At 64.2% G+C, this 18216-nt stretch carries 17 protein-coding genes; 7 read left to right on the top strand and 10 right to left on the bottom strand.

All coding sequences use genetic code 11. From position 1 onward, the window contains the following. Positions 1–91 precede the first annotated feature (91 nt). Positions 92–2113, bottom strand: a complete 2022-nt coding sequence (gene tkt / locus AC57B1_RS32805; protein ID WP_091799099.1) for a transketolase — start codon at positions 2111–2113, stop codon at positions 92–94. Positions 2114–2392: 279 nt separating this feature from the next. On the opposite strand from tkt, the gene speE reads away from it, so the two are divergent. From speE to AC57B1_RS32790, 3 genes are all read left to right on the top strand, one after another. Further along, positions 2393–3265: a polyamine aminopropyltransferase gene (gene speE / locus AC57B1_RS32800; protein ID WP_496419822.1), complete on the top strand. Its 873-nt coding sequence runs from the start codon at positions 2393–2395 to the stop codon at positions 3263–3265. A gap of 113 nt (positions 3266–3378) precedes the next feature. Beyond that, the gene (locus AC57B1_RS32795) at positions 3379–3792 is read left to right on the top strand and encodes a VOC family protein (RefSeq protein WP_011489849.1); all 414 of its coding nucleotides are present in this window, start codon (positions 3379–3381) and stop codon (positions 3790–3792) included. Positions 3793–3811: 19 nt separating this feature from the next. After that, the gene (locus AC57B1_RS32790; protein WP_408186917.1) at positions 3812–4552 is read left to right on the top strand and encodes a 16S rRNA (uracil(1498)-N(3))-methyltransferase; all 741 of its coding nucleotides are present in this window, start codon (positions 3812–3814) and stop codon (positions 4550–4552) included. A gap of 152 nt (positions 4553–4704) precedes the next feature. On the opposite strand, the gene AC57B1_RS32785 is transcribed toward AC57B1_RS32790, so the two are convergent. From AC57B1_RS32785 to AC57B1_RS32775, 3 genes are all read right to left on the bottom strand, one after another. Continuing rightward, the gene (locus AC57B1_RS32785) at positions 4705–5265 is read right to left on the bottom strand and encodes a barstar family protein (RefSeq protein ID WP_091801013.1); all 561 of its coding nucleotides are present in this window, start codon (positions 5263–5265) and stop codon (positions 4705–4707) included. A gap of 16 nt (positions 5266–5281) precedes the next feature. Beyond that, positions 5282–5698, bottom strand: a complete 417-nt coding sequence (locus tag AC57B1_RS32780) for a ribonuclease (RefSeq protein ID WP_091799089.1) — start codon at positions 5696–5698, stop codon at positions 5282–5284. A 442-nt stretch (positions 5699–6140) separates the two neighbouring features. After that, a complete protein-coding gene (locus tag AC57B1_RS32775; RefSeq protein ID WP_091799086.1) occupies positions 6141–8480 on the bottom strand; it encodes an NADP-dependent malic enzyme in 2340 nt (779 codons plus the stop codon). 207 nt (positions 8481–8687) lie between these two features. On the opposite strand from AC57B1_RS32775, the gene thiL reads away from it, so the two are divergent. The 4 genes from thiL to AC57B1_RS32755 all read left to right on the top strand — a co-directional run bounded on the left by thiL (position 8688) and on the right by AC57B1_RS32755 (position 11366). Further along, positions 8688–9686: a thiamine-phosphate kinase gene (gene thiL / locus AC57B1_RS32770; RefSeq protein ID WP_408352185.1), complete on the top strand. Its 999-nt coding sequence runs from the start codon at positions 8688–8690 to the stop codon at positions 9684–9686. After that, positions 9676–10257, top strand: a complete 582-nt coding sequence (locus AC57B1_RS32765; protein ID WP_177205066.1) for a phosphatidylglycerophosphatase A family protein — start codon at positions 9676–9678, stop codon at positions 10255–10257. Before thiL ends, AC57B1_RS32765 begins: the two co-directional genes overlap by 11 nt. A gap of 66 nt (positions 10258–10323) precedes the next feature. Continuing rightward, positions 10324–10824, top strand: a complete 501-nt coding sequence (locus tag AC57B1_RS32760; RefSeq protein WP_091799080.1) for a CinA family protein — start codon at positions 10324–10326, stop codon at positions 10822–10824. Between the two features lie 23 nt (positions 10825–10847). Then, a complete protein-coding gene (locus tag AC57B1_RS32755) occupies positions 10848–11366 on the top strand; it encodes a cupin domain-containing protein (protein ID WP_408301182.1) in 519 nt (172 codons plus the stop codon). A gap of 44 nt (positions 11367–11410) precedes the next feature. On the opposite strand, the gene pyrF is transcribed toward AC57B1_RS32755, so the two are convergent. From pyrF to araG, 6 genes are all read right to left on the bottom strand, one after another. Beyond that, positions 11411–12226 (bottom strand): orotidine-5'-phosphate decarboxylase, encoded by an 816-nt coding sequence (gene pyrF / locus AC57B1_RS32750; protein WP_091799074.1) that lies wholly within the window; start codon positions 12224–12226, stop codon positions 11411–11413. Between the two features lie 242 nt (positions 12227–12468). Continuing rightward, entirely contained in the window at positions 12469–13530 is a 1062-nt protein-coding gene (locus AC57B1_RS32745) for an aldose 1-epimerase (protein WP_091799071.1), read from the bottom strand. A 226-nt stretch (positions 13531–13756) separates the two neighbouring features. Beyond that, a complete protein-coding gene (locus AC57B1_RS32740) occupies positions 13757–14671 on the bottom strand; it encodes an SMP-30/gluconolactonase/LRE family protein (protein WP_091799068.1) in 915 nt (304 codons plus the stop codon). Continuing rightward, positions 14668–15468 (bottom strand): SDR family NAD(P)-dependent oxidoreductase, encoded by an 801-nt coding sequence (locus tag AC57B1_RS32735; RefSeq protein ID WP_496419821.1) that lies wholly within the window; start codon positions 15466–15468, stop codon positions 14668–14670. The genes AC57B1_RS32740 and AC57B1_RS32735 overlap by 4 nt, the downstream gene beginning before the upstream one ends. Before the next feature lie 39 nt (positions 15469–15507). Then, positions 15508–16524 carry an L-arabinose ABC transporter permease AraH gene (araH, locus tag AC57B1_RS32730; protein ID WP_408301174.1) on the bottom strand — a complete coding sequence of 339 codons (1017 nt, stop codon included), beginning with the start codon at positions 16522–16524 and terminating at the stop codon, positions 15508–15510. 54 nt (positions 16525–16578) lie between these two features. Further along, positions 16579–18111: an L-arabinose ABC transporter ATP-binding protein AraG gene (gene araG, locus AC57B1_RS32725; protein WP_091799058.1), complete on the bottom strand. Its 1533-nt coding sequence runs from the start codon at positions 18109–18111 to the stop codon at positions 16579–16581. Between the last annotated feature and the right edge of the window lie 105 nt (positions 18112–18216).

The following is an 18216-nucleotide window of genomic DNA, read 5'->3' as shown; positions in this document are numbered from 1 at the left end:
TATCTCCTGATGGCTAAAAAAATTCTTCCAGGTCCGTCTGACTGACAGCGTTGCCGCGCGTTCGCACGCAAACGGCAACGCTTGTCCAGGATCAGCCGAGTGCGGCTTTTGCCGTCTCCACCACGTGTTCGACGGTGAAGCCGAAATGCTTGAACAGCACGCCAGCCGGGGCCGATTCGCCGAACGTGTCGATACCGACCACGCCGCCTTCCAGACCCACGTACTTGCGCCAGAAATCCGAAACGCCCGCTTCGATCGCGACGCGGCGCACGCCTTGCGGCAGCACGCGCTCGCGGTATTCGGCGTCCTGCTTGTCGAACACAGTGGTCGACGGCATGGACACGACGCGCGCCGCGATGCCTTCGCGCGCCAGCGGCTCGACCGCGTTCAGCGCCAGTTCGACTTCCGAACCGGTGGCGATCAGGATGATCTTGCGCGCGACGATTTCGTCGTTCCAGTCGCGCAGCACGTAACCGCCCTTCTCGATGTTGGCGATCTGCGCGTCCGTGCGTTCCGAGAACGGCAGGTTCTGACGGCTGAAGATCAGGGCCGACGGGCCGTGATGTTCGACCGCGTGAGTCCAGGCCACCGCCGTCTCCACGGTATCAGCCGGACGCCACACTTGCAGGTGCGGAATCAGACGCAGGCTCGCAACATGTTCGATCGACTGGTGGGTCGGGCCGTCTTCGCCCAGACCAATCGAGTCGTGCGTGAACACGAAGATCGACGGCGCTTTCATCAGCGCGGCGACGCGCAGCGCGTTGCGGCTGTAGTCCGAGAACGTCAGGAACGTGCCGCCGAAGGCCTTGAAGCCGCCATGCAGCGCGACGCCGTTGATCGCGGCGCTCATGCCGAATTCGCGCACGCCGTAATTGACGTAGTTGCCGGCAGCCTTGCCTTCGGCGTTCACGCGCACCGGCTTGGCGGCCTTCCAGTTGGTCAGGTTCGAACCGGTCAGGTCAGCGGAGCCGCCGAGCAGTTCCGGCAGCACGGCCGACAACGCCTCGATAGCCTGTTGCGATGCCTTGCGCGTTGCGACGGTTTCCGCGCGCTCGTTCGCGCCGGCAATGATCGCCTTGGCCTTTTCCTTCCAGTCGGCCGGCAACTGCTTCGCATCGCGGCGCTTGAATTCAGCGGCTTCCTGCGGATATTTGGCTGCGTAAGCGGCGAACGCCTTGTCCCACTCGGCTTCGTTGCGTGCGCCGGCTTCCTTTGCGTCCCATGCGGAGTAGACCTCTTGCGGGATCACGAACGGTTCCCACTTCCAGCCGATCTTCTCGCGCGTGGCCGCGACTTCCTTGTCGCCGAGCGCCGAGCCGTGCGAATCGTGGCTGCCCGCCTTGTTCGGCGAGCCTTCGCCGATCACCGTCTTGCAGCAGATCAGCGTGGGCTTGTCGGATTGCTTGGCCTGCTTGATGGCTGCGTCGACTGCCTCGACGTCGTGGCCGACCACGTTCGGGATCACGTTCCAGCCATACGCCTCGAAGCGCTTCGGCGTGTCGTCGTGGAACCAGTGCACCACTTCGCCGTCGATCGAGATGCCGTTGTCGTCGTAGAACGCGATCAGCTTGTTCAGCTTCAGCACGCCCGCGAGCGAGCACGCTTCGTGCGAGATGCCTTCCATCAGGCAGCCGTCGCCGACGAACACGTACGTGTGGTGGTCGACGATGGTTGCGTCAGGCTTGTTGAACTCGGTCGCGAGCAGCGACTCGGCAAGCGCCATGCCGACCGCGTTCGCCAGACCCTGGCCGAGCGGGCCCGTGGTCGTTTCGACGCCCGGCGTGATGCCGTATTCCGGGTGGCCCGGCGTCTTCGAATGCATCTGGCGGAAGTTCTTCAGCTCTTCGATCGGCAGATCGTAGCCGGTCAGGTGCAGCAGCGAATACAGCAGCATCGAGCCGTGGCCGTTCGACAGCACGAAACGGTCGCGATCGGCCCATTGCGGGTTCTTCGGGTTGTGGCGCAGATGACGCGACCACAAAGCCACGCCGATTTCGGCCATGCCCATCGGCATGCCGGGGTGGCCGGAGTTCGCTTTTTGAACGGCGTCCATGGACAACGCGCGGATTGCGTTGGCCATCAAGGAAGTGGGTGCGGGAGACGGGGTCGTCATGTCGAGTCCGGAGACAGAGTCAGAAGGCGGTACGCGCTTGAGGCCCGGATGCTCGAATGCCAGCTCACTCGGGCGCACGGTGCGGCGCCACGAGACGCGAAACGGGCAGAGCAAACGGACAAGGCTGAAAGCGTGACATTCTAACAGAACGTTGCCCGCCCCCCGCCCCGAAAGCCGACGGGTCGCGCGGCTCGGTGCGTCCGCCGAGGCCGCGCCGTACTTCCCCCTTTACAATTGCACAACCTCAACCCACCGCGCTCCGCCCGGAGCCCGCCAGCCGTGAGCGCTCCGCTGCTGTTCCGACCGAGTCCCGACGCCGTCTACGGATTTCCGCATGCGAAGCGGGTGGCGCACGTCGATTCGCCTTTCCAGCGGATAGAAGTCTGGGATACGCCGCAGCTCGGCCGGCTCTTCACGCTCGACGGCCGTCCGATGGCGTCCGCCGGCGACGAGTTCATCTATCACGAATGCATGGTGCACCCGGCCGCGCTGGCGCATCCATCGCCGCAAGCGGCGCTCGTGCTGGGCGGCGGCGACGGCGGCGCCGCGCGGCAATTGCTGAGGCATGCGGGCATCGAACGGATCGTGGTGGCGGAGTTGGACGCCGAAGTGGTCCGCCTGACGCGCGATCATCTGCCGGAAGTGCACGGTGGCGCCTTCGACGACCCTCGTGTCGAACTGGTGATCGGCGACGCCGCGCATTACGTCGAAGCCGCGGCGCCGGCGCAATTCGATCTGGTCGTGTTCGACCTGACGCCGCCCGACTCACCCGCCGCAGGCCTTTACACGCAAGCCTTCTATCAGCAGCTCAAGCGGATCATGAGCCCGACGGCCGCCGTCTCCGTGCATCTCGGTTCGCCGTATTTTCACGCCGAGCGCATTGCGCGCCTGCTCGGCGACCTGCGCGCGGCGTTCGCCATTGTCCGCACCATGAGCACGTTCATCCCTCTGTACGGCTCGCTCTGGATGATGGCCACCGCCAGCGACACGCTCGACCCGGCCGCGCTCACCGCCGATACGCTCGCGGCCCGCCTCGCCGCGCGCCAGATCGACGACCTGATGCACTACGACACGGCCATGCACGCCGGACTGTTCTCGGCATCCCGCTCAGTGCGCGATAAACTAAGTCAATTCTTAAAGCCAGCAAGCTAACGCGTGGGCAAAATGCTCGGTTCCGTCGGACTGCGCTATCGGCATCTCGATGCGCGACCGTCCGCCTGGACTTGCTGCCTATGCCCGCCAACCCTTTGGATCCGGAGAACTCCATGACCGCCTCCCGCCCCGCCGGTGTGCCCTGGTTGACCCCCTATCTGACGGTGCGCGATGCACGTGCCGCGTCCGCGTTCTTCACGGCGGCGTTCGGCTTCGAAGTGCGCGACAGCGTCCAGGACGACGGTGTCGTCATGCATGTCGAGATGACCTACCAAGGCCAGTTGATCGTGATGTTCGCACCGGAAGGCGCGTTCGGCTCGGCTGCGAAAACACCGAAAAGCGCGGGCGCGATCGCACCGCAATCGTTCTATGTCTATGTCGACGATGTCGACGCGATTTACGCGCGGGCGCTGGCCGCCGGCGCAAAATCGCTGAGCGAGCCACAGGATCAGTTCTGGGGCGACCGCTTCGCCCAGGTCGAAGATCTGGACGGCTACCGCTGGGCGCTCGCTCGCCACCTTTCGTGAACCAATGAGTATTTTTCTGATGCCACGCTTCTTCGTCGGAACGCCCCTCCAACCCGACGACATCATGCAGCTTCCCGATGACGTCGTTCGGCATGTGCTCGTGCTGCGTTTGCAGCCCGGCGATTCGATCGTGCTGTTCAATGGCGAAGGCGGCGAATATAGCGCCGAACTCGTCGAGGTCGAGCGCCGCTCGGCCAAGGTAAGAATCCGCGAATTCCGCAATATCGAAGTCGAGGCGCCGTATCGCCTCACGCTCGCGCAGGGCATCGCCGGCGGCGACAAGATGGACTGGCTGATCGAAAAGGCCGTCGAACTCGGCGCGGCAGCCTTCGTGCCGCTGACCACCACCCGCAGCGTCGTGCGTCTGTCGGGCGAGCGCGCGCAGCGGCGCCATGCGCATTGGCAAGGGATCGTGCGGGCGTCGTGCGAGCAGTGCGGGCGCAATCGCCTGCCGGAAGTCATGCCGGTGCGCGAGATCGCCACCTGGCTGGGCGCCATGCCTCGCACGCCTGACGAAGGCGACTTGCGCATTCTGCTGTCGCCGCGGGCCAGTATCAGCTTTTCCGCGTTGCCCGCCGAGCCGCCAAAAGGCCGCGTAACAGTGCTGGTCGGCCCGGAAGGCGGCTTTTCCGCCGCAGAGGAAGCAGCCGCGACCGACCACGGATTCACCGCCGTCGGCCTCGGCCCGCGCGTGATGCGCACTGAAACTGCCGGCATCGCAGTGCTGTCGGCACTGGCGGCCGGCTGGGGCGGCTGGTAAGCCGTCTGCGTGCAGGGTTTGCCGAATGCATGGATCGGGGCGGCGGAGGTCACGTCGGCATCTGCCGCAGCAAAAACAAAGGCCCGCCATTGGCGGGCCTTTGTCACTTAGCCCAAGCAGGAAACGCCCGGGCAAAAATACAAACGAAAATCTCAGGCAAACGAGTAAAACACCCGGAACGCCACCTTGCGCTCGGCCCAGAACTCGGAGGCTTCGCGGAACACGTCCAGCAGCGTTTCGCGCCCTTCCTTGTCGAACTTCTGCGCCACCGGCAACTGCTCGAGGACGATCACGAAGCCCGGCTGCGCACCCGCCTTATGAACCAGATCGGTCAAACAGTCGTAAAGCGCGTCGTAATTCTTGCCGAAGTGTTTCGGAAACAGGAACGACGTCGCGATAGTCTCCAGCACTTCCTGTTTGGACTGCGCATTGGCGCAATACGCATACAGAAAATGCTGGCCGAGCTGGTTGGCCTCGTCGGCGAGATCCTGCACGCGGAACGCGCGGATCGACTGTACGATGTTCGGTCGTACGGTCTTGAAAAGACTCATGGGCTCCTCGTTCGATGAAACCACAGTGCCTGCTTCGCTCTGGTTCTCGCGGCCCTGATCGGCGGCTCGCATCTGCATGACGCGCTGGAACAGATTGCCGTCGCCGGCCGCGAAAAGATCCGTCGCGACTCCGGAGTCGTGCGCGTAGACGTTGTCGCTCATGCCGTTCATCCCGATGTCATTCAACAATACGATTAAAACTGGTGTAGTGGTCGTCCGAGTAGTAACAATTGTCGGTTCGCTTCAGCGGACCTCCGCAGACGATGCGACGCGCCCCGCGATTACGTGAGCGAGGCGTGGAAACGGTGTATTCGTGGTAATAGCCGCGCCGATGGGCCGGCAGCAACCGTTCGCGATTGCCGAATACGATGCCGTCCTTCTCATACGGGTAAGGCCCGCCTGCGGCAATCAAGTTCAATGTATTGACCGCTTCGCGTGGCAACTGCGCCAGCGCGATCGTGCCCTGAAACTGCGCGTTCGAGTCGGCGGGCGCCGTGGAGTCGCGTGCATACGCGCCAGGCACGGGGCCAGATAGAGCGCACAGCGTAACAGCACCGATCAGCACGCCTTTCATGCGTTGCCACTTGCGTGCCATGTATCAAGGTTCCCCGCTGTTAGATCACGAGTTTGACGACCATGAAAGACGTAAGGGTATCGCTAATGGCCCCCGGAATCAACGCTCGCCAGCCGAGCCCAAACTTGCAATCAGGCCGGAATGGCCCACCGGAGGGACTTTGACGACTTTTGACAGAAAAAATAGCTTAGTCAAGCTAAAATTTATTCTAACGGTGCGAATGGAGTGAAGGCGGGCGTGTGAGGGGTGGTCGGCAGGCCGCTGCGTCTGCGTCTGCAGGCATCTGAATGCGCCGTTGCAATGGCTTATAGCCGTTGAGCGCTCTTTGAAGGCGGAATTTTGTCTGACTTGCCGTTTTTAGGGTGAGGTATCCCCTGTTCACCCTGAGGCGTGCCCGTTGCGGGCACGCCTTTTTTTTGCGTGGCGCGGACGTTCCCGCGCCATACTTTGTCTCGATCGCGGATCAACGCGCCGCGATCACATCCGCCACCAGCAGCGCCGTCATGTTGACGATCCGGCGCACCGTCGCCGAAGCCGTCAGCACGTGTACCGGCTTGGCCGCGCCCAACAGCATCGGACCAATCGCGATGTTGTTGCCCGCAGCGGTCTTCAGCAGGTTGTACGAAATGTTGGCCGCGTCGATGTTCGGCAGCACCAACAGGTTCGCGTCGCCTTCGAGCGTCGAGTCGGGCATCACTTCGCGGCGCAGATTCGCGTCGAGTGCGATGTCGCCGTGCATTTCGCCGTCCACCTGCAGGTCCGGCGCGCGTTCGCGCAGGATGGCCAGCGTGTCGCGCATCTTCTGCGCGGTCGGCGCGTTGCTGGTGCCGAAGTTCGAATGCGACAGCAGCGCGATCTTCGGCTCGATACCGAAACGGCGCACTTCTTCCGCCGCCATGATCGTGATTTCGGCGAGTTGCTCCGGCGTCGGATCGACGTTCACGTGCGTATCCACGAGGAAGATCTGACGATTCGGCAAGACCAGCGCGTTCATCGCCGCGTAGACCTTCGCGCCTTCCTTCTTGCCGATCACCTGATCGATGAAGTGCAGGTGCCGATGCGTGGTCGACACCGTGCCGCAGATCATGCCGTCGGCTTCGCCCTTTTCCACCAGCATCGCGCCGATCAGCGTGGTGCGGCGGCGCATTTCGAGCTTGGCCATCTGCGCGCTGATGCCCTTGCGCGACATCATCTTGTGATATTCCTGCCAGAAGTCGCGGTAACGCTCGTCGTGGTCGGTGTTCACGACCGTGTAGTCCTGACCCGCGACCAGACGCAGACCGTAGCGCGCAATACGCTGCTCGATCACGGCCGGGCGGCCGATCAGAATTGGCTTGGCCAGCTTTTCGTCGACGATGATCTGCATGGCGCGCAGCACGCGCTCTTCTTCGCCTTCCGCGAACACTATGCGCTTCTTCTCCGGCTCGACGCCGCGCGCCAGCTGGAAAATCGGCTTCATGGTCGTGCCGCTGTGATACACGAACTGCTGCAGATGCTGTTCGTAAGCATCCATGTCCTCGATCGGACGCTCCGCGACGCCCGAATCCATCGCGGCCTTCGCCACGGCCGGCGCGACCTTGACGATCAGGCGCGGATCGAACGGCTTCGGAATCAGATACTCAGGGCCGAACGACAGGTCCTGAATGCCATACGCAGTCGCGACGATATCGCTCTGCTCCTGGCGCGCCAGTTCGGCGATCGCATTGACCGCCGCGATTTCCATTTCCCGCGTCACCGTGGTCGCGCCCGCATCCAGCGCGCCGCGGAACAGGAACGGGAACACCAGCACGTTGTTCACCTGGTTCGGGTAGTCCGTGCGGCCCGTGCACAGCACGGCGTCCGGACGCACTTCCAGTGCGAGTTCCGGCAGGATTTCCGGCGTCGGGTTGGCCAGCGCCAGAATCAGCGGCTTGTCCGCCATCTGCTTGACCATGTCCTGCTTGAGCACGCCGCCGGCCGAGAGGCCGAGGAAAACGTCCGCGCCGCCGATCGCTTCGGCAAGCGTGCGGGCGTCGGTTTCACGCGCGAAACGCTCCTTGTCCGGGTCCATCAGTTCGACGCGGCCCTTGTAGACCACGCCGGCCAGATCGGTGACGGTGATGTTTTCGAGCGGCAAGCCGATGTCGACCAGCAGGTCCAGACAGGCCAGCGCCGCTGCGCCCGCGCCCGAGGACACCAGTTTGACTTCCTTGATGTCCTTGCCGACCACCTTCAGACCGTTGGTGATGGCCGCCGCGACGACGATCGCCGTGCCGTGCTGGTCGTCGTGGAAAACCGGAATCTTCATGCGCTTGCGGCATTCGCGTTCGACGATGAAGCAGTCCGGCGCCTTGATGTCTTCGAGGTTGATGCCGCCGAAGGTCGGCTCCAGCGCCGCGATCACGTCGACCAGCTTGTGCGGGTCGGACTCGTTCAGTTCGATATCGAACACGTCGATGCCGGCGAATTTCTTGAACAGGACGGCCTTGCCTTCCATGACCGGCTTCGAGGCGAGCGGCCCGATGTTGCCCAGACCGAGCACCGCGGTGCCGTTCGTGACCACGCCAACCAGGTTGCTGCGCGCGGTGAAGCGCGCGGCGTTCAGCGGGTTCTCGACGATTTCCTCACACGCGAATGCCACGCCCGGCGAGTACGCCAGCGCGAGGTCGCGTTGGTTGATCATCTGCTTGGTCGGGGCGATCGCGATCTTCCCGGGGGTGGGGAACTCGTGGTAATCGAGGGCGGCTTCGCGGAGTTTGCTATTGACGGGAGTCGACATAAGGCGGGCTTCGAAGGGCAGATTAGAATAGACGTTCGACGGCATTGTAGCCCCAATTGCCGCCCCAATTCCTTCAATACGGGTACAACTGCCGCGACTGAAACAGAGCGAAAGGCTGGCGTAACCTGCTTGCGCCCAAACGTCGCCCATCTCGGAGTTGGCAGCGGATCGCGTCTCGATCCTTTGCCCACTTCGTACAATGCGCGCCGTTAGCCGAACTTCGCGGCATTTATCCGTTCATCTATCGCCACCATGCTCTCCGAGTTTTCGCTGATCGATCGCTTCTTCGCCCGCCGCGCTGCGGCGCGGCCCTCCGACGCCGCGGTCGGCACGCTCGGCATCGGCGACGACTGTGCGCTGCTCGCGCCGCCCGCAGGCGAATTGCTGGCGATATCGACGGACATGCTGGTCGAAGGCCGCCACTTCTTTCCTGACGTCGATCCCGAGGCGCTGGGTCACAAAGCGCTGGCGGTCAATCTGTCGGACCTCGCCGCCATGGGTGCCAAACCGCTGGCGTTCACGCTGGCGTTCGCCCTGCCGAAAGCGGATGAAGCGTGGCTCGCCGCGTTTAGCGAAGGGCTGTTCGCGCTGGCCGAACGCTACGGCTGCGAATTGGTCGGCGGCGATACGACGGGGGGCCCGCTGAATCTGTGCATTACCGTGTTCGGCAGCGTGCCGCCGCGCGCGGCGCTGCGCCGCGACGCCGCGCAGCCGGGTGACGATATCTGGATTTCCGGCACGCTCGGCGACGCGCGCGCCGGCCTCGGCGTGCGGCGCGGTGAGTGGTCCGCGGATGCCAGCGACGCTGCGACGTTTCGTCGCGCCCTCGAACGCCCGGAGCCACGTGTCGCGCTCGGGCTGGCACTGCGAGGCATCGCCCACGCGGCGCTCGACCTCTCGGACGGCCTCGCCGGCGACCTGCTGCACATCCTCGAACGATCGAATCTTCGAGCCGCCGTCGACGTCGACGCCGTGCCGCGCTCGGACGCGCTGCGCCGCCTCTCGCCCGAGATCCAGCGCCGCTGCACGCTCGCCGGCGGCGACGACTACGAGCTGTGTTTCACCGCGCCGGCCTCGGCGCGCGCCTCGGTCGAAGCGGCAGGTCGCGAGGTGGGTGTGCCGGTCACCCGCATCGGTACAATAAGCGCTCTCCAGGCGGCGGCCGAGCGCCCGGCGATCAGCTGGCACGACATCGCTGGCGCGCCGCTCACACTGACGTTGCAAGGCTTCGACCACTTTCATGCAGACTGATCCCCCGCTCGGCGCTGCCGACAAACTCATCGGCGGCGAACCGCCCCGCGCGCCGCGCGCGCCCGATCCGCGTCCGCCGGGCCGTCAGCCGCGCCGTGCCACCGCGCGCTTCATGCTATCGCATCCGCTGCACATCCTGTCGCTCGGGTTTGGCAGCGGCTTGTCGCCAGTCGCGCCGGGCACGATCGGCACGCTCTTCGCGTGGGCCTCGTTCGCCGTCCTGAGCCGCTACCTGACGGTGGTCGAATGGGGCGCGCTGATCGTCGCCGGCTTCTTCGGCGGGATTGCGATTTGCGGGTTTACCGCGAAGAAGCTCGGCATCGACGATCCGTCGCCCGTGGTGTGGGACGAAATCATCGCCTTCTGGCTGGTGCTGCTGATGGTCACGCCGGTCACGCTGACCGGCCAGCTGTGGGCGTTCATCGTGTTCCGCTTCTTCGACATGGTGAAACCGCCGCCCATCGGTTATTTCGATCGACGTCTGAAAGGTGGCTTTGGCATCATGTTCGATGACCTGGTCGCCGCGTTTTTCACGCTGCTCGTGATTGCGCTCTGGCGCATGTCCGTATAACCGTTGCCCGGCGGCCCGCGCGCCGCCGGGCAGCCACCGCCGGTCCCTGCTCTCCGGATTGACGCCATGCCTACCGATTCCGTCGTTCATCAGCTCGCCATTCGCGTGAGCAACCGTCTGCGCGACGAGCGCCTGATGCTCGTCACCGCCGAGTCCTGCACGGGCGGCATGGTGGCGACCGCGATCACCGACATTTCCGGCAGCAGCGGCTGGTTCGAGCGCGGCTTCGTCACGTATTCGAATCAGGCGAAGAGCGAAATGATCGGCGTGCCCGCCGAGTTGATCGAGAAGCACGGCGCGGTCAGCGAGCAGGTGGCGCGCGCCATGGCCGAAGGCGCGCTGCGCAATAGCCGCGCGCAGGTTTCGCTGTCGATTACCGGCGTCGCCGGTCCGGGTGGCGGCACCGAGACCAAGCCGGTCGGCATGGTGTCGTTCGGCTGGAGCAACCGGCTGCATACGTCGGTGGAAACGAAGATTTTCAAGGGCGACCGCGAAAAGATTCGCGTGCAGGCCGCCGCACATGCCTTGCGCGGGGTTCTCGCCTTGCTCGACGAGCGCGAGCATTAACCCTTCTTCAACGCGGGAAGCCCATGCCTGATTCGCACGCAGTCAAGGACGAACTGGTCCGCCGCCTCGATCTCAAGCCGCATCCCGAAGGCGGATTTTTTAGCGAAACATATCGGTCGGCGGAGCGCGTGATGCGCGACAAAAACGGCGGCGGTTCCACGGAAACCCGCTCGGCGTCGACAGCGATCTACTACCTGCTCAGTGACGGCGCGCATTCGGCGTGGCATCGGATCAAATCCGACGAGGTCTGGCATTTCTATGCGGGCGAGCCGTTGCACGTTCACGTGCTCGACGAAACCGGCGCGCTGGTGACGCACAGACTCGGCAACGCGCTGACGCATGCCGACGCTGTGTTTCAGGCCGTGGTGCCCGCAGGTTTGTGGTTCGCGGCGGAGTGCGCGGATCCGGCGACCTTCGCGCTGGTGGGCTGCACCGTCGCGCCGGGTTTTGAATTCAGCGAATTCGAGCTGGCGGATGTCGATGCGCTGAAAGCGCGGCATCCGCAGCATGCGGCGTTGATCGAGCGGCTAGGGCCCGTTTGAACCCCACCCGCTCGTGAAGCTGTCTTCGAAAGAACAGCCTGCGATTACCGGAACGCGTTGATCCGGTCGCGCGTTTCCATCGCGGCCTTCGCTGCGGCTTCGGCGAAATCGTCACCCTTGCCCGCGTAGATAATCGCCCGCGACGAGTTGATCAGCATGCCCGTGCCATTCGCGGTACGGCCGGCGTTGACCGTGGCTTGCACGTCGCCGCCTTGCGCGCCGATGCCCGGAATCAGCAGCGGCATATCGCCGACAATCCCCCGCACCACTTCGATTTCCTTCGGGAACGTCGCGCCGACCACCAGACCCAGTTGGCCGCTTGCATTCCATTTGTCAGCCGCCAGTTGCGCGACGACCTGATACAGCGGACGGCCGCCCGTTTCCAGGAATTGCAGATCGGAGCCACCCGCGTTCGACGTGCGGCACAGCACGATCACGCCTTTGCCTTCGTGCTCCAGATACGGCTGGATCGAATCGAAACCCATGTACGGATTCACCGTGACCGCGTCGGCCTGATAGCGCTCGAACGCCTCGCGCGCATATTGCTCGGCGGTGCTGCCGATGTCGCCGCGCTTCGCATCCAGAATCACCGGCAGCCCCGGATGGTTCGCGTGAATGTGGGCGATCAACTGCTCGAGCTGGTCTTCCGCGCGATGTGCCGCGAAGTAGGCAATCTGCGGTTTGAACGACGACGCATACGGCGCCGTTGCGTCGACGATCGTGCGGCAGAAGTCGAAGATCGCTTCGGGCCGGCCCGCGAGCGCGCCCGGGAATTTAGTGGGCTCGGGATCGAGGCCGACGCACAGCAGCGAGTTAGTGCGCTGCCAGGCGTCGTTGAGTGTCTGGATGAAATTGGACATGGTGGGTCTCGCGGCGAGCAGGAAAACGGAAGAGGCGCGTATTTTACCCGTCCTGCGGGGCGGTCCGCGCTGCGAGCGTGCGCAGCGTTGGTCCGGAGCGAGATGCGGACAGGCGAGGCTAGCGTCCGCAACGCGCCCTAGGTGCGCACGGCATCGGCCTGGCGCTCGCGAAGCGTGCGAGCCGATTGCCCGCAGCGCACCAGGGCATGCACACGTCCGCCCTGTCGCGCCACCCTCGCCCGCTACTGCTTGCGCTTCGAGCCGCGCGCTCCCGGCATCGAGCGCAAACCGGTGCGCTCGACGGTGAAGCGGAACGTGCGCGTGAGACGTTCGCCGCGTCCCAGCAAGGTCATGCCGTTTTCACTCGCGCCGCCGGCCAGATTCATCGCGTTGATCGGATGATCGACGGGTTCGAAGCAGAAGAAGTCTTCGCCCGGCGGCGTGTACAGCACGTAGTAATCGGTATCGGCGGCAATGTTCAGCGACAGGCGGCGCTTGGGCCACACCACCGCCGCCTGGCCGCTCCAGCCGGTGAAAGCGTGATTGACGATGGTTTCCGGCAGCGGATACGCCACGCCGAATTGCCAGGCGGGCGGCGCCGGCACGTGCCGCACGGGTAGCCAGTCGTCGCCGGAGAGCCACAGGCCGCCGGCCGCCGCCGACAACTCGGTGTCCGCGTCACGCACGAAGAAGGGATGCACGCCCAGCCCGAAAGGCAGCGCTTCACGTCCGGCGTTTTCGATTTCGAGCGTCACGACGAGCGTCGGGCCGTCCAGCGTATAGGTTTGCGTCGCACTGTATGCGTAGGGCTTGCCATCGCGACGATCGAGCGTGAGGCGGACGTTTTCACGGTCCGACTCGGCGACCTGCCAGGCCGATTGCCAACCGTCGCCGTGAATCGGCAGGGGTTCGTCGGCGCGATTGCGCGGCACCTCGACGCGACGGCCCGCCACGTTGAAATGCCCGCCGCCGATCCGGTTCGAATACGGCAGCAGCGGATAGCAGGCGAGTTCGTTCGGCTGCGTATCGACCCCGACATGGCGGCAGCGCCGGAAGATCGGCGTGAGCGCGCCGTCGTTGCGCCAGTCGAAACGGGTGACGCCGCCGCCGAGCGTCGGCGCGACATCGAGACGCAAATGCGCATTGGCGAGCGTAATGCACGCGACATCGCCGCCGCTGGTTTCGCCGACGGCCACCGCCGACGTACTGGGACCCGGAAGCACCGGATTGGCCGCGGCGGCGAGTCGCGAGCGCCGGCTCTGAGAGGTCTGCGGAGAGGAGGAAACGAGATTCGCAACAGTCATATCTGGCTCCATCGAGAGGCTTGGGACGTTACCGTCATTGCTGACGGATGCTGTAGGGCGATTTTCTTGAACGGGTCGCCTCTGGGTCCGAACTGCATGCTGCCGATTTGCTGCCACTGGTATTGCAACATCAACTTGCGACTCACTTTCAGATTCATTGCCTCACTGCGCTTCGTTGCTGCGTTGCTTCGTTGCGGCCTCGAGACCGAGGCAGCGTCATTCTGCGCTAAGCAGGCGCACCTTGGAACACCGGTTCCGGCAAACCACGCCGTCCGGGCGTCGCGATGAACACGCCGCCCGCCCGCGTATCGTCGGCGAGCGCCGCCGCATCGAGGTCGCAACGCGCGCTCGTAATGTACAGCGTGCCGAGTTGCGCCCCGCCCAGCGCGACGCAACTGGGCTGCGCGGTCGGCACGTCGACGCGCTCCGTTTCCACGCCGTCCGGGCCGTAACGCACCACCCGCCGCCCGCCCCACTGCGCGTTCCACAGCCCGCCGTCGCGATCGACAGTCGAGCCGTCGGGTTCGCCGGTGGCGTCGGTCAGGCGCGTGAAGAGGCGATCGTTGGCGACGCTGCCATCCGCACGATAGTCGCAAACGCGGATTTCGCGCGTGGGCGAATCGCAGTAGTACATCGTCGCGCCGTCGGGACTGAACGCGATGCTGTTCGAGATCGCCGGCGCGGGCAGCGGCAAACGCTCCAGCGACAAATCGTGATTGAGACGGTAGAACCCGCCGACGGGCTGCACCGGCGCGCTCTCATCTTTGGTCCCGAACACAAAGCGGCCCTGACGGTCGCAGCGGCCGTCGTTCACGCGCGTGTTCAAACCGGGTTCAACGTCGACGATGCGCCGCGTCTCGCCGGTAGCGAGATCGAAGAACGCGAGATGCGTGGCAAGACCAAGCAACAGGTGATGCGGATCGGCGCACAGCGCAAACGTGGCAAGCCGCTCGGGCATCCGCCAGAACGTGCTGCGGCCGTCGCTCGGGTCATAGCGCCACAGGCGCGCGCCTTCGATATCCGTCCAGTAGAAGCGGCCGGTTTGCGCGCACCATGTCGCGCCTTCGCCGAGCGTGCACTTCGTGTCGAGCAGCAGCGCCGCGCGCTGTGCAGCCGCGCCTGACGAAGCGTTCGCACTCACGCCCAGCCTCCGTCGACGATGATGTCCTGCGCGGTGATCATCTTGCTGTCGTCGGCGGCGAGGAAGAGCGCCATGCGGGCGAGGTCGGCCGGTTCCAGCTCGGCGTCGATACACTGCCCTTCCTTGATCGAGCGACGGCCCGCGTCGTCGAGCCACAGGCGCTTCTGCTTCTCGGTCATCACCCAGCCCGGCACGAGCGTATTGACGCGGATATTGAAGTGACCGAGGTCGCGCGCGAGACCGCGCGTCAAACCCTGCACCGCCGACTTCGACATGACATACACCGGATAGCCGCCGTTCTTCAACATCCAGCTGATCGAACCGAGGTTGATGATCGAGCCGCTGTTGGCCGCCTTCATGTCTTCCATCACCGCTTGCGCCGCGAAGAACTGGTGACGGATATTCACCGCGATGCCAGCGTCGAACGACTCGCGCGTGACTTCGCCGATCGTGTGGCGTTTGTCATTCGCGGCGTTGTTCACCAGCACCTGAATGGGCCCAAGCGTGGCCTTCACGTCGGCGATCGCTTTTTGCAGCGCGTCGATATCGGTGAGATCGCACGGCAAAAACAGCGGCTTGTGCTTCGAATCGCCGAGTTCGTCGGCGAGCGCTTCACCGGCGCTCGCATCGATATCGAAGAACGCGACGCGTGCGCCTTGCGCCGCGAAATGCTCGACGAACGATGCGCCGATGCCGGTCGCGCCGCCCGTGATCAATACCGTGCGATCCACAAGACTCGGATAACGCGCGAAAGCGCTGTCCACGAGACGGGCGTTTGCATTGGCCGGAGACGACATCGTTCGATTCCTTTTTGAGCAAGTGAGTAGGTCGCGCGTTTAATCCCGCGAGCCGCGGTTCTTCAACTGGTCGAGCAGCACGGCGGCGAGCAGGATCGCGCCACGCACGAGGTACTGATAGAACGCGTCGATGTTCATCAGGTTCATCACGTTCTCGACCGTACCCATGATCAGCACGCCGATCACGACGCCGGAAATCGTCGCGCGGCCGCCGAGCAGCGAGACGCCGCCCAGGACGCACGCCGAGATCACGTTCAGTTCGAAACCTTCCGCGGCATTCGGCTGACCGGACGTGATACGCGAGGCCAGAATCACACCGGCCAGCGCGGTCACCGCGCCCTGAATCAGGAAGATGTAGACGCGCGTGCGTTCCACGTTGATACCGGCCAGACGCGACGCTTCCGGATTGCCGCCGATGGCGAGTGTATTGCGGCCGTACACGGTCTGGTTGAGCATCACGCCGAACACGATGAAGCACAGCAGCGTGACCCAGATCGGCAGCGACACGCCGAAGAAGCTCAAGCCGCCCAGCGCGATGAACGTGTCCGACGACACGCCGACCGCCTGACCGTGCGAGACGATAAAGCCGAGACCGCGGACGATTTCCATCGTGGCGAGCGTGGTGATCAGCGCGTTGATGCGCAGATACGCGATCACCGCGCCGTTGACGAAACCGATCACCGCGCCCGCCGCCACCGCCGCGATGATCGCGATGAACGTGTTGCCCGTGGCGTTGAGCACCATCGCGCACAGCACGCCGGCGAACGCGACCGTCGAACCGACCGAGAGGTCGAAGTCGCGCGAGGCCAGACAGAACATCATCGTGCACGCGACCATGCCGATCTGCGAAATCGACAGCGCGAGGCCGAGCATGTTCTCGATCGAGAAGAAGTGATCGACGGTCAGCGACATCGTGATGAACATCACGACAAAGATCACGATCAGGCTGTACTCGGTGATCTGCTGCCACCATTTCGCCTTGTCGTTGGACTGCGGAATCAGCGCATCAGCGGCGCTCTTGGCGGCCTGTTGCGCGAGGTTTTCTCTGGCTTGCATGTTGAAGACTCCTCCCGTTCCCCACGGGTTGCCGGACTTTCGTCCGAATGATGTTCAGGCCGCCTGTTGGGCAGCAGTTTCGGGCAGCGCGGTCGAGCTTTGCGGCAGCGCGAGGCTCAACACCGATTGTTCCGTTGCATCCTTGCGCGCCAGCTCGCCGGAAATCCGGCCCTGGCGCATCACGACGATCCGGTCGGACACGCCGAGCACTTCCGGCAGCTCCGACGAAATCATCACGATCGCGCAGCCGCGTTCGGCAAGCTGATAGATCACGTTGTAAATCTCGTGCTTCGCGCCGACGTCGATACCGCGGGTCGGCTCGTCGAGAATCACCACTTTCAGATCCGGCTCGGCCAACCAGCGCGACAGAATCGCCTTCTGTTGATTACCGCCCGAGAGGAAGCGAATTTTCTGGCGGCGGCTCGGCGTCTTGATCTTCAAGAGCTTGATGAAACGGTCCGCGGTTTCCGCTTCCTTCTTGCGATCGAGGAATATCCCCGCGCGCAGATAGTGACGGCGGCAACTGATGTTGATGTTCTCCGACACGGTCGCCATCGCGACGATGCCTTCTTCCTTGCGGTCTTCCGGACATAGCACGATGCCGTGCCGGATCGCTTCGCCCGCGCTGCGCACCTTGATCGGCTTGCCGTCGAGCACCAGCTCGCCGCCCTTCTTGTGATCTGCGCCGTACACCAGATGCATCAGCTCGCTGCGGCCCGCGCCCACCAGACCGAAGAAGCCGACGATCTCGCCGCGCCGCACTTCGAAGCTGGCCGGTTGCGCGAGCGCGTGGCCTTCGATTGCTTTCGCCGCGAAGCGCACTTCGCCGAGCGGCCGCGCCGAATAGTTATAGATGTCCGAAATTTCCCGCCCCACCATCTCGCTGACGATGGTGTCGCGCGACACGCCTTCGAGCGTCGGGTGCGACGCAATCTTGCGGCCGTCGCGGAAGATCGTGCAGGCGTCGCATAGCTCGTAGATTTCGTCCATACGGTGCGAGATGTAGATCATCGCGCGATTGTCGGCGCGCAGGTCGCGCACGAGCTTGAACAGCACCTCGGTCTCGCGGTGCGACAGCGAGCTGGTCGGCTCGTCCAGGGCGATCACGCGCGCGTTGCGCAGCAGCGCCTTGCAGATTTCCACCATCTGGCGTTGCGCGATCGAGAGCTTGCGCAGCTTCGCGTTCGGATCGAGCGCCACGCCCATCGCTTCGAGGCGTTCGCGCACGAAGCGTTTGGCTTCGCGCTTGTTGACCCAGCCGAGCGAGTTCGGCAACTGGCCAAGCAGCAGGTTTTCCGCGACCGTCAGATCGGGCACGTATTGCAGTTCCTGGTGAATCACCGCGATCCCTGCCGCGATCGACGACGCCGCGCTCGAGAAGCGCACCTCGTTGCCGTCGATCATCACGCGGCCCGAGTCGGGCTGATATTCACCGCCGAGAATCTTCAGCAGGGTCGATTTCCCTGCGCCGTTCTCGCCCATCAGGCCGTGCACCTGGCCGACGTTGACGTCGAAGGACACACCGTCGAGCGCGCGCACGCCTGGAAAGACCTTGCCGATATTGTCAAAACGTAGCGTCGCTGACACTTCGCCTCCTAATGCTTCGTGTGAACCGTCTGTCTCTACTGCCGATCTTTTATGGCTGCTGCCGGCGCGCCGATCTTTGGCAAAAGGCGCGACGGCAGTTCACTT

It is taken from the genome of Paraburkholderia sp. BGA-UO-ETr-F21 (assembly GCF_059567925.1).
Note: the sequence above shows the minus strand (reverse complement) of the source record. Positions and strands in the feature narration are given on the sequence as shown.

What these genes read in the sequence shown, in the direction of transcription:
- AC57B1_RS32795 (WP_011489849.1), top strand. Translation starts at nt 3,379, where the DNA reads ATGACCGCCTCCCGCCCCGCCGGTGTGCCCTGGTTGACCCCCTATCTG.
- AC57B1_RS32775 (WP_091799086.1), bottom strand. Translation starts at nt 8,480, where the DNA reads ATGCCGTCGAACGTCTATTCTAATCTGCCCTTCGAAGCCCGCCTTATG.
- AC57B1_RS32790 (WP_408186917.1), top strand. Translation starts at nt 3,812, where the DNA reads ATGCCACGCTTCTTCGTCGGAACGCCCCTCCAACCCGACGACATCATG.
- AC57B1_RS32745 (WP_091799071.1), bottom strand. Translation starts at nt 13,530, where the DNA reads ATGACTGTTGCGAATCTCGTTTCCTCCTCTCCGCAGACCTCTCAGAGC.
- AC57B1_RS32755 (WP_408301182.1), top strand. Translation starts at nt 10,848, where the DNA reads ATGCCTGATTCGCACGCAGTCAAGGACGAACTGGTCCGCCGCCTCGAT.
- AC57B1_RS32785 (WP_091801013.1), bottom strand. Translation starts at nt 5,265, where the DNA reads ATGAGCGACAACGTCTACGCGCACGACTCCGGAGTCGCGACGGATCTT.
- pyrF (WP_091799074.1), bottom strand. Translation starts at nt 12,226, where the DNA reads ATGTCCAATTTCATCCAGACACTCAACGACGCCTGGCAGCGCACTAAC.
- AC57B1_RS32765 (WP_177205066.1), top strand. Translation starts at nt 9,676, where the DNA reads ATGCAGACTGATCCCCCGCTCGGCGCTGCCGACAAACTCATCGGCGGC.
- araH (WP_408301174.1), bottom strand. Translation starts at nt 16,524, where the DNA reads ATGCAAGCCAGAGAAAACCTCGCGCAACAGGCCGCCAAGAGCGCCGCT.
- AC57B1_RS32760 (WP_091799080.1), top strand. Translation starts at nt 10,324, where the DNA reads ATGCCTACCGATTCCGTCGTTCATCAGCTCGCCATTCGCGTGAGCAAC.
- AC57B1_RS32735 (WP_496419821.1), bottom strand. Translation starts at nt 15,468, where the DNA reads ATGTCGTCTCCGGCCAATGCAAACGCCCGTCTCGTGGACAGCGCTTTC.
- AC57B1_RS32780 (WP_091799089.1), bottom strand. Translation starts at nt 5,698, where the DNA reads ATGGCACGCAAGTGGCAACGCATGAAAGGCGTGCTGATCGGTGCTGTT.
- tkt (WP_091799099.1), bottom strand. Translation starts at nt 2,113, where the DNA reads ATGACGACCCCGTCTCCCGCACCCACTTCCTTGATGGCCAACGCAATC.
- thiL (WP_408352185.1), top strand. Translation starts at nt 8,688, where the DNA reads ATGCTCTCCGAGTTTTCGCTGATCGATCGCTTCTTCGCCCGCCGCGCT.